12 protein-coding genes are annotated in these 10,738 nt (G+C 59.6%); 1 reads left to right on the top strand and 11 read right to left on the bottom strand.

Annotated features, from left to right (window positions below; genetic code table 11):
• A partial coding sequence (locus tag VGC62_RS05305; RefSeq protein ID WP_331186019.1) for a hypothetical protein occupies positions 1-789 on the top strand: 789 nt, incomplete at its 5' end.
• A 126-nt stretch (positions 790-915) separates the two neighbouring features.
• Here VGC62_RS05305 and ureC read toward each other — a convergent pair.
• The 11 genes from ureC to VGC62_RS05250 form a co-directional block, all read right to left on the bottom strand.
• On the bottom strand, positions 916-2,616 hold the full coding sequence (ureC, locus tag VGC62_RS05300; protein ID WP_331186018.1) for an urease subunit alpha: 1,701 nt from the start codon (positions 2,614-2,616) through the stop codon (positions 916-918).
• Between the two features lie 142 nt (positions 2,617-2,758).
• Positions 2,759-3,067 carry an urease subunit beta gene (locus tag VGC62_RS05295; RefSeq protein ID WP_331186017.1) on the bottom strand — a complete coding sequence of 103 codons (309 nt, stop codon included), beginning with the start codon at positions 3,065-3,067 and terminating at the stop codon, positions 2,759-2,761.
• The gene (locus VGC62_RS05290) at positions 3,064-3,600 is read right to left on the bottom strand and encodes a GNAT family N-acetyltransferase (protein ID WP_331186016.1); all 537 of its coding nucleotides are present in this window, start codon (positions 3,598-3,600) and stop codon (positions 3,064-3,066) included. The genes VGC62_RS05295 and VGC62_RS05290 overlap by 4 nt, the downstream gene beginning before the upstream one ends.
• A gap of 26 nt (positions 3,601-3,626) precedes the next feature.
• Positions 3,627-4,178, bottom strand: a complete 552-nt coding sequence (locus VGC62_RS05285) for an N-acetyltransferase family protein (protein ID WP_331186015.1) — start codon at positions 4,176-4,178, stop codon at positions 3,627-3,629.
• 24 nt (positions 4,179-4,202) lie between these two features.
• The gene (locus VGC62_RS05280) at positions 4,203-4,505 is read right to left on the bottom strand and encodes an urease subunit gamma (RefSeq protein ID WP_331186014.1); all 303 of its coding nucleotides are present in this window, start codon (positions 4,503-4,505) and stop codon (positions 4,203-4,205) included.
• Positions 4,506-4,675: 170 nt separating this feature from the next.
• Complete coding sequence (locus VGC62_RS05275) at positions 4,676-5,521, bottom strand: urease accessory protein UreD (protein WP_331186013.1); 846 nt, start codon at positions 5,519-5,521, stop codon at positions 4,676-4,678.
• 65 nt (positions 5,522-5,586) lie between these two features.
• Entirely contained in the window at positions 5,587-6,285 is a 699-nt protein-coding gene (gene urtE, locus VGC62_RS05270) for an urea ABC transporter ATP-binding subunit UrtE (RefSeq protein ID WP_331186012.1), read from the bottom strand.
• A gap of 118 nt (positions 6,286-6,403) precedes the next feature.
• Complete coding sequence (gene urtD, locus VGC62_RS05265; protein ID WP_331186011.1) at positions 6,404-7,258, bottom strand: urea ABC transporter ATP-binding protein UrtD; 855 nt, start codon at positions 7,256-7,258, stop codon at positions 6,404-6,406.
• Positions 7,255-8,334 carry an urea ABC transporter permease subunit UrtC gene (gene urtC / locus VGC62_RS05260; protein WP_331186010.1) on the bottom strand — a complete coding sequence of 360 codons (1,080 nt, stop codon included), beginning with the start codon at positions 8,332-8,334 and terminating at the stop codon, positions 7,255-7,257. The genes urtD and urtC overlap by 4 nt, the downstream gene beginning before the upstream one ends.
• Positions 8,334-9,923 carry an urea ABC transporter permease subunit UrtB gene (gene urtB / locus VGC62_RS05255; protein WP_331186009.1) on the bottom strand — a complete coding sequence of 530 codons (1,590 nt, stop codon included), beginning with the start codon at positions 9,921-9,923 and terminating at the stop codon, positions 8,334-8,336. Before urtB ends, urtC begins: the two co-directional genes overlap by 1 nt.
• A 161-nt stretch (positions 9,924-10,084) precedes the next feature.
• Positions 10,085-10,738: transporter substrate-binding protein (locus VGC62_RS05250; protein ID WP_331186008.1), on the bottom strand; the 654-nt coding region annotated here is incomplete at its 5' end.

The raw sequence follows: 10,738 nt of genomic DNA, 5'->3' as shown, positions 1-10,738 counted from the left end.
CCGCCGATCAGCCGGGATCAATTCGGAAACTGGCGGGTTGATCGCAAGTACGGCCTGCGTGGCGGCAGCGACGACGGTGTAATGGATCTGGATTTGGATGAAGTGGGCCGCAGAGAAATAGAACAGTTACTGCGCATTGATGATGTCAACCTTTCGCCTTCGGGTGTGCAGGCTGTGAACGATTTTCGCCTGGAAATCGTGCCAGGGGGGGACATACTGAGCCCGGTCGGCGCAGCGGGGATCAAAGCGGGGGGATTTTCGTCAGTTCGTTATCTGTCGATGTCGGAACTTGAATTCGGCGGCTCGATGGTTAGCTACCGTAACTTCAGCGCCGCCCAGCTCGACACAATCGACAGCATGCTGGTTTTGAGCCTTGATCTGATGACACATCAAACCGCCTATGCTACGGCCAATAGGCAGTTAATTGAGCAGGCACTGGCGGCGCATCGCTTCAGAATGGTTTCCAGCGGCCCGATAGGATCGAGGAGTCCGTTTCTACTCGTGGATCACCCAGATAGCAACGCGCTATACGTTGTCTACCCCAGACGCATTGAGCAGCGGGCTCTTGGTTTTCACAGTGTGCGTATGCCCAAAAGCGCGATCGGCGATAGACCAGGCAATTGGCCTGCAATAGTGAGACAGCAAACAATGCATGGAGACAGCCAGGCTGTCCCCAGAGTGGATAGGGCGATTTTGGACAATGCGCTGACTGTGGTGGTGGCCGGAGTAAGGCTGGGGGTGACCGCTGCACAGTCCGACGTGCTCTTCAGGAAGCTGCAGTTTCTTTAAGGCGCGATGCGGCCACTTTAAAAAAGGTGATGGTGCGATTCATTCGAGAGCCTGCCGCTCAGGCTGCGATGCCCTGTCGGATGTACAGGCTCCTATGAATGAATCTTGCGCCAGAGCAACGACGGCCTAAAACAAAAAGTACCGCTGCGCCATTGGTAGCACGTCAGCTGGCTCGCACCACAACAGCACGCCGTCGGCCTTGACCTGATAGGTCTGTGGGTCGACATCGATGTCAGGCAGGTAGTCGTTGTGGATCAGGTCGGCCTTGGTCACGTTGCGACAGCCTTTGACCACGGCGATCTGCTTTTTCAAACCGAGGGTTTGTGGAACGCCTGCATCCATGGCGGCCTGGCTGATGAAGGTCAGGCTGCTGGCGTGCAGCGAACTGCCGTAGCTGGCGAACATTGGGCGGTAGTGGACCGGTTGCGGGGTCGGAATCGAAGCGTTGGCGTCGCCCATCAGGCTGGCTGCAATAGAGCCGCCCTTGAGGATTAGCGTCGGTTTTACGCCAAAGAATGCCGGGCGCCAAAGTACCAGGTCTGCCCATTTGCCCACTTCGATCGAGCCCACTTCATGGCTGATGCCATGGGTAATCGCCGGATTGATGGTGTATTTGGCAATGTAGCGTTTGGCGCGGAAGTTATCGTTGCCTTCACCGTCTTGCGGCAGCGGGCCACGTTGCTTCTTCATTTTGTCGGCGGTCTGCCAGGTGCGAATGATCACCTCGCCGACGCGGCCCATGGCCTGGCTGTCGGAGCTGAGCATCGAGAACGCGCCCAGGTCATGCAGGATATCTTCGGCGGCGATGGTTTCGCGGCGGATGCGGCTTTCGGCGAACGCGACGTCTTCGGCGATGCTTGGGTCCAGGTGATGGCAGACCATCAGCATGTCCAGGTGTTCGTCGATGGTGTTGCGGGTGAATGGCCGCGTCGGGTTGGTCGAACTCGGTAGCACGTTGGCAAAACCACAGGCCTTGATGATGTCCGGCGCGTGACCGCCTCCGGCACCTTCGGTGTGGTAGGTGTGGATCGTGCGGTTCTTGAACGCGGCCAACGTGGTTTCGACGAAGCCGGACTCGTTCAGGGTGTCGGTGTGAATCGCCACTTGTACATCGTATTGATCGGCAACGTTCAGGCAGTTGTCGATGGCCGCAGGTGTAGTGCCCCAGTCTTCGTGCAACTTGAGGCCGATGGCGCCAGCCTTCACTTGCTCGATCAACGGCTCAGGCAGGCTGACGTTGCCCTTGCCGGTGAAACCGATGTTCATCGGGAACGCTTCGGCTGCCTGAAGCATGCGCGCCATGTGCCAAGGGCCCGGTGTGACCGTCGTGGCGTTGGTGCCGGTCGCCGGGCCAGTGCCGCCGCCGATCATGGTGGTCACGCCGCTCATCAGCGCTTCTTCGATTTGCTGTGGGCAGATGAAGTGGATGTGCGTATCGACGCCGCCTGCGGTGAGGATCATGCCTTCGCCAGCGATGATTTCAGTGGCCGCGCCGATGGCGATGGTCACGTTCGGTTGGATGTCCGGATTGCCACCTTTGCCGATGGCGGCGATGCGCCCGTTCTTGATGCCGACGTCGGCTTTGACGATGCCCCAGTGATCGACGATCAACGCGTTGGTGATCAGCGTGTCGACCACTTCGGCTGCGAGCCCTTGGCCTTGGCCCATGCCGTCACGAATGACCTTGCCGCCGCCGAATTTCACTTCTTCGCCGTAGGTGGTGAAGTCTTTTTCGACCTCGATCCACAACTCGGTGTCCGCCAGACGCACACGGTCGCCGACGGTAGGGCCGAACATATCGGCGTAGGCTTGTCTGGAAATCTTCATGGCGATTCCTTAAAACTGTCGGTGTTGGTGCTGGCTCTTCGCCAACACGTTGGCTCCTACAGAACATGCAAATCTCTGTAGGAACACAACGTGTTGGCGAGGCGTCATATCCAACTAAAAATATTTGTTTGGCCTGTGGCGCTCAATCCAACTCACCCATCACCCGCCCGGCGAAGCCGAACACGCGGCGATGACCCGCCAGGTCGACCAGTTCAACATCCCGCGACTGCCCTGGTTCGAAGCGCACCGCCGTGCCGGCTAGTATGTTCAGGCGCATGCCCCGGCTAGCGACGCGATCAAACGTCAGGGCGTCGTTGGTTTCGAAAAAGTGAAAGTGCGAGCCCACCTGAATCGGCCGGTCGCCACTGTTGGCGACATTCAGCGTGATCGTTCGGCGCCCGGCATTGAGTTCGATGTCGCCGGGCTGGATTTGGTACTGGCCTGGGATCATGCGGTCTTCCTCGACAATAGCTTGTAGTAAATGGCGGTGGCTTTGTATTCGCCGTCGGGGTTGCAGGCGTAGTCCGGGAGCTTCCCGACCAACTGATACCCCATTGAACGATAGAAATCTTCGGCGGCCGAACCGTCGAGCGTGTCCAGGTACAACATGCCGCGTTTGAGCTGATGCGCGGCCTGTTCGACCGTGTTCATCAGTTGCGTTGCCAGCCCGCGACGCCGTGCGCCATGCAGCACCAGCAACTTTTGCACCTCGGCGCGGTTCAAGCCATTGGCCTTCTGGCATAACGCCAACTGCACGGTGGCCAGCACTTGTTCTTCCTGTACCACGACCCACAGCAGTAGCCGGCCTTGCTCGATTTCGGGCTTGAGGCTGTCACTCCAGGCCAACGCTTCTTGCAGATCCAGCCCGGCCATGAAACCCACCGACGCTCCCCGATGCACGGCGTCCATCAACAACTGGGCCAAGCCATGGCGATAATGCGCAAAGCTCTCGGTGGTGACTCGTCGTATCTGGGCAGCGTTCATGGTACAGGCGTCCTGTCAGAGAGAAATCAGGCTGTGTTTTTAACGGTCGGCGCTTGTGAGGGCGGAGCACACGCGCCGGGCGATAGATCAAGTTGCATGAACGTCAGGTCCAGCCAGCGGCCGAACTTGGTGCCCACCTGCGGCATGTGTCCGGTGCTGACGAAACCGAGCTTTTCATGCAGGTGAATGGATGCCGTGTTACCGCTTTCGATGGCCGCGACCATCATGTGCTTGTCGCACGCTTTGGCGCGCTCGATCAGGGCTTTCATCAGCAACGGCCCCAGGCCATTGCCGCGTTGATCGGCGCGCACGTAGACCGAATGCTCGACCGTGTGGCGAAAGCCTTCGAACGGGCGCCAGTCGCCGAACGAGCAATAGCCCAGCACCTGGTCGACGGCATCGACCGCCACCAGAATCGGGTAGGCCTGAGTGGCTCGGGCGCTGAACCACGCCTGGCGGTTGGCCAGATCCACGGGTTGTTCGTTCCAGATGGCCGTGGTGTTGAGCACCGCGTCGTTGTAGATGGCGAGCACCGCGATCATGTCGGCAGGCAGTGCGTCGCGAATCAGGTAAGTCATGTTCGTTTCACTTCTTGTCGAGTGTCAGGCGATGGGTTGATGCACAGTCACCAGTTTGGTGCCGTCGGGGAAGGTCGCCTCGACTTGAATCTCCGGGATCATTTCCGGGATGCCGTCCATCACTTGTTCACGGGTCAGCAGGGTGGTGCCTAAATGCATCAGCTCGGCGACGGTCTGCCCATCGCGTGCGCCCTCCAGCAGGGCGGCGGAGATGAACGCCATGGCTTCCGGGTAATTGAGTTTCACACCCCGTGCCAGGCGCCGCTCGGCGACCAGGCCTGCGGTGAAGATCAGCATCTTGTCTTTTTCGCGTGGAGTCAGGTCCATGGTTTCGTCCGTTTCAAGTAGCGTGTTTAGTAAAGCTGCCTCGATCCCTATAGGAACGTGGCTTGTCCCGCGATAAGGGCCGCAGGACCTTCAGTATTCGATCAGTTAACTCGCTGCGCCTGACACATCGTAGTCGCGGGACAAGCCACGCGCCTATAGGGAGGCGGCGTCTACGTACTCCAAATCCTCGGCGCCACGGCTTCTCGGCCCAGCAATGCCGGGCGCAACAGCTTCCATAGTTCGATCAGCCACGCGCGTGCATGCAGCGCCTCATCGGCCAGACAGCGCGCAACAACAAGCCCCGGCAATTGCGTCACATCCCCGCGCACTGGCGAATGTTCAGCCAGATTTCGACAGGTTTCCATCAGTTGGGCGTCAATTTCTCCGGTTACGATCAACGTCGCAAACACCGTTTTGCCGCCCAATCCAATCGGCGATTCCAGCAAACCGTCGTTCCCCACAATGCGCTGGCGTTCGTGCCATAACAACTGGCCGTCGCGGCGAATATCCAGATGCGTTTGAAAATGCCCCAGATCAAACCGCTCGCCACTGGCCGGACGGCCCAGCGCGACCACATCCCAATAAAACAGTCGCGCGTCACCCTGCAGTTCGATGGCGGTGGTGAGTTCGGCTTTGGCATCACTGAAGACGATGGTTTCCTGCGGCAGCCATTCCAGCGTAGCGCCTGGTGCCACCTTCAGTTCCAGTTGCTGATACGCAGGGCCAGCCGCGCGATACCACTTGGCAGCGCCGGGGCTGGTCAGTTGCGCCCAGGCATCGGCGCCGACGCTGGCGCTGATGTCCAGGCGATCCCCTCCAGCGATGCCGCCTGGTGGGTGGACGATGATGTGTTGGCAGACTTCAGGGCCTTCGGCATACAGGTGTTTTTGTACCCGCAGCGGGCCTTTGTGCCGGCGTTGAATCGGGCGCGTGCTGTCGCCGAAACGCCCATAGCCCAGCTCCAGCTCGGCATGCCAGCTGGGGGTGAACAAGGCGGTGTGGGCAGGAAGGTTCATGGCGTTCTTTTATCGTGCGTTGAAGGTTGGCACCTTAGCGGATTCAGGGCACTGCCCGAAATCAACTAAATCGTCACCAGGCCACGGACCCCTTCGTCTTCCATGTTCTCACCGCGACCTTGCTGAATGATCTCGCCGCGCGACATCACGATGTATTGATCAGCCAGCTCGGCGGCGAAGTCGTAAAACTGTTCTACCAGCAAAATCGCCATGTCCCCGCGTGCGGCGAGCTTTTTGATCACCGCGCCGATTTCCTTGATCACGGACGGCTGAATGCCCTCTGTGGGCTCATCGAGAATCAGCAGGCGAGGGCGACTGGCCAGCGCACGACCGATTGCCAACTGTTGCTGCTGACCACCAGAGAGGTCGCCGCCACGGCGTTGCTTCATTTGCAGCAATACCGGGAACAGCTCATAGATAAACGCCGGGACTTCCTTGGCTTCGGAGCCCGGAAACCGCGACAGGCCCATCAGCAGGTTTTCCTCCACGGTCAGCCGTCCGAAAATCTCCCGGCCCTGCGGTACGTAAGCAATGCCTGCATGCACGCGCTGATGCGGCTTGAGCGTGGTGATTGGCTTGCCTTCCCATTGCACCGCGCCTTCCTTTGAAGGCAGCAGCCCCATGAGCACTTTCAGCAGGGTGGTCTTGCCTACGCCGTTACGCCCGAGCAGGCAGGTGACCTCGCCGACTTTTACGTCAAAAGACAGGCCGCGCAGGATGTGGCTACCGCCGTAGTACTGGTGAAGCTTTTCGACTTGGAGCATGTTCAAATCCCAGGCAAATAAATGACCAACCTGTAGGCGCGAATTCATTCGCGAGGCGGTGCATCAGGCACACCGCGTTGTTCTTCTCGCCAACACATTGGCTCCTACAGGGGCGGCTTCAACGGCCCAAATACACCTCGATCACTCGCTCGTCCGCCTGCACGTCTTCGAGCGAGCCTTCGGCCAGCACGCTGCCTTGATGCAGCACGGTGACGTGGTCGGCGATGGAGCCGACGAAGCCCATGTCGTGCTCCACCACCATCAGCGAATGCTTGCCCGCCAGGCTTTTGAACAGCTCGGCGGTGAACTCGGTTTCGGCGTCGGTCATGCCCGCCACTGGCTCGTCGAGCAGCAGCAGTTGCGGGTCCTGGACCAACAACATGCCGATCTCCAGAAACTGCTTTTGCCCGTGGGACAGCAAACCCGCTGGACGCTGCATCGAGCCGGTCAAGCGAATGGTTTCCAGCACCTCGTTGATGCGATCACGTTGTTCGCCATTGAGCCTGGCTCGCAAACTGGCCCACACCGACTTATCGGTTTTTTGCGCCAGCTCCAGGTTCTCAAACACGCTCAACGCTTCGAACACCGTCGGTTTTTGAAACTTGCGCCCGATGCCTGCCTGAGCGATTTGCACCTCGCTCATTTGTGTCAGGTCCAGCGTTTCACCAAACCAGGCTTTACCGTGGCTGGGACGGGTCTTGCCGGTGATCACGTCCATCAGCGTGGTTTTACCCGCGCCGTTGGGGCCAATTATGCAGCGCAACTCACCAACGCTGATGTACAGGTTCAGGTCGTTGAGCGCCTTGAAACCGTCGAAGCTGACGCTGATGTCTTCAAGCGTAAGGATTGTGCCGTGTCGGGTATTGAGGCCATTGCCCGCCGCTTGTCCCAGGCCGATAGCGTCGCGGCTGGTGCCAGCATCGCTGTTGGGATCAAGCATGGGATCGAAAGCGGGCGTCGGAGTGATTTTCATTGTTCGCCCCTTTTTGTCAGCAGGCCGATCACGCCTTTGGGCAGGTACAGCGTCACCACAATGAACAGCGCGCCAAGGAAGAACAGCCAGTATTCAGGGAAGGCCACGGTAAACCAGCTCTTCATGCCGTTGACCATGCCTGCGCCCAGCAACGGGCCGATCAGTGTGCCGCGCCCGCCGAGTGCGACCCAGACAGCGGCCTCGATGGAGTTGGTCGGCGACATCTCGCTGGGGTTGATGATGCCGACTTGCGGCACGTACAACGCCCCGGCCAAGCCACACAACACCGCGCTCAGCACCCAGACGAACAGCTTGAAACCGCGTGGGTCGTAGCCGCAGAACATCAGGCGGTTTTCTGCGTCACGCAGCGCGGTCAGCACTCGGCCGAACTTGCTTTGCGCCAGACGCCAGCCCACGTACAGGCTGCCGATCAGCAACGCCACGGTCAGTAAAAACAGCACCGCGCGCGTACCCTGCGAGGTAATGCTGAAGCCCAGGATGCTGCGAAAGTTAGTGAAGCCGTTGTTACCGCCAAAACCGGTTTCGTTGCGGAAAAACAGCAGCATTCCGGCGAACGTCAACGCCTGGGTCATGATCGAGAAATACACGCCCTTGATCCGCGAGCGGAAGGCGAAGAAACCAAACACCAGCGCCAGCAAACCGGGCGCCAGCACCACCAGGCACATGGCCCACAGGAAGTGTTGAGTGCCAGCCCAATACCACGGGATTTCAGTCCACGACAGGAAGGTCATGAACGCCGGCAAGCCATCGCCAGCCGCTTCACGCATCAGGTACATGCCCATGGCGTAACCGCCGAGGGCGAAAAACAGGCCGTGGCCGAGCGACAGCAAACCCGCGTAACCCCAGACCAAATCCAGCGCCAGGGCGACGATGGCGTAACACAGAATCTTGCCCACCAGCGTCAGGGTGTAGGCCGAGACTTGCAGGCTGTTGCTTTCTGGCAACAGCGACAACAGCGGCAGGGCGATCAACAGCGCGAGAATGACGACGCCGACCGAGATCGTGACTTTGGTGCCAGCGCGCTGCGCGGCAGTGACCATCAGTGGTTGACTCATCAGTCGATCACCCGTCCTTTCAGTGCGAAGAGGCCTTGCGGACGTTTCTGGATAAACAGAATGATCAGCGCCAGGATCAGGATCTTGCCCAGCACGGCGCCAATTTGCGGCTCCAGGATTTTGTTGGCGATACCCAGCCCGAAGGCCGCCATCACGCTACCGGCCAATTGGCCGACCCCGCCGAGCACCACCACCAGGAACGAGTCGATGATGTAGCTCTGGCCCAGGTCAGGACCAACGTTGCCGATCTGACTCAGCGCCACACCGCCCAGCCCGGCAATCCCGGAGCCCAGCCCGAACGCCATCATATCGATGCGCCCGGTGGGCACGCCGCAGCACGCGGCCATGTTGCGGTTCTGAGTGACGGCTCGCACGTTCAAACCCAGTCGCGTTTTGTTTAGCAGCAACCACGTCAGCACTACAACGAACAGAGCGAAAGCAATAATCACGATGCGGTTGTATGGCAGCACCAGGTTGGGCAGCACTTGAATCCCGCCCGACAGCCATTGCGGGTTGGCGACTTCGACGTTCTGCGCGCCGAACACTACCCGAATCAACTGGATCAGCATCAGGCTGATGCCCCAGGTGGCGAGCAGGGTTTCCAGTGGGCGGCCATACAAATGGCGAATCACCGTACGCTCCAGCGCCATGCCGATGCAGGCCGTAACGAAGAACGCGACCGGCAGTGCGATCAGCGGGTAATACTCGATGGCGCCCGGCGCGTAGCGTTGAAACATCAACTGCACGACGTAGGTGGAATAGGCGCCCAGCATCAGCATCTCGCCGTGGGCCATGTTGATCACACCGAGCAAGCCAAAGGTAATCGCCAAGCCGAGTGCCGCCAGCAGCAGGATCGAGCCCAGCGACATGCCGCTGAAGGCCTGACCGAGAATCTCGCCGATCATCAGTTTGCGTTTCACCTGCGCCAAACTGGTTTCAGCCGCCAGGCGCACGGTGGCGTCGGTTTCAACGTTGGGTTCGAGCAGCGCTTCCAGGCGTGTACGGGCCAGCGGGTCACCGGTTTCGCCGAGTAAACGCACGGCGGCCAGGCGGATGGTCGGGCTGGTGTCCACCAGTTGCAGGTTGGCCAGCGCCAGGCTCAGGGCTGAGCGCACGCTATCGTTTTGTTCGCTGGCGACTTGTTGAGTCAGCAGAGGAAGTTGCGCCGGGCGGGCGCTTTTTTGCAGTTGTTGGACCGCGGCCAGACGCAATTTATCGTCGGCGGCGAGCAGTTGGTGACTGGCCAGGGCAGTATCGACCAGCCCGCGCAGCCGGTTATTCAGGCGCAGTTTGCGCGGTTCATCAGGGGTTGGCGCATCGGCAGCGACGGGTGCGTCAGGGTCGACGGCAACCATTTTGTCGTTGGTTTCAATGAAGGCGCGTTTGCTGCTATCAGCCGCGACACGACCTTCTTGCAGGGCAATGATCAGCTCGATGCGTGCCGGGTCAGGCTTGGCGGCCCAGGCTTCCAGCAGATCGGCTTGTTTGGCGGAGCTGGCCGCGACGAAATCGCCAGCATCGCTGGCGTGAACCGCCAATGGCAGCAGCAGGCTGATGGCGAGGATGAAGTGGTAGAGAGATTTGGGCATGTCAGTGTCCTGAAAGCGTCCGCATGACTTGCGCGGATTCTGTAGGAGCCGACGTGTTGGCGAATCGTCGGGTCAGTCACCGAGATGTCGACCAGAAAGCCGCTTCGCCAACACGTTGGCTCCTACAGGGAATGCCGGACCTGAGGTCCGACAGCGACTGCTTAGTTACTCTTCACCGGATAATCAGGCTTTTTGTCATTGCCTGGGATGTACGGGCTCCACGGTTGAGCGCGGATTGGCTCTTTGGTTTGCCACACGACGTTGAATTGCCCGTCGTCCTGGATTTCGCCGATCATCACCGGTTTATGCAGGTGGTGGTTGGTCTTGTCCATGGTCAGGGTGAAGCCCGACGGCGCGTTGAACGTCTGGCCGGCGAGGGCCTCACGCACTTTGTCTACGTCAGTCGACTTGGCTTTCTCAGCGGCTTGCGCCCACATGTGGATGCCCACGTAAGTGGCTTCCATTGGGTCGTTGGTCACCGCTTTGTCGGCGCCAGGCAAGTTGTGTTTCTTGGCATAGGCTTTCCAGTCAGCCACGAACTTCTTGTTGACCGGGTTTTCTACAGACTGGAAGTAGTTCCAGGCGGCCAGGTTGCCCACCAAAGGCTTGGTGTCGATGCCGCGCAGTTCTTCTTCGCCGACCGAGAACGCAACAACCGGTACGTCAGTCGCTTTCAGGCCCTGGTTGGCCAGTTCTTTATAAAACGGTACGTTGGAGTCGCCGTTCACCGTAGAGATCACGGCGGTCTTGCCACCTGCTGAGAACTTTTTGATGTTCGCCACGATGGTTTGGTAATCGGCGTGACCGAACGGGGT

The organism is Pseudomonas sp. (assembly GCF_036404235.1).
Taxonomy (GTDB): domain Bacteria; phylum Pseudomonadota; class Gammaproteobacteria; order Pseudomonadales; family Pseudomonadaceae; genus Aquipseudomonas.
This window is presented reverse-complemented; position numbering and strand designations above follow the sequence as displayed.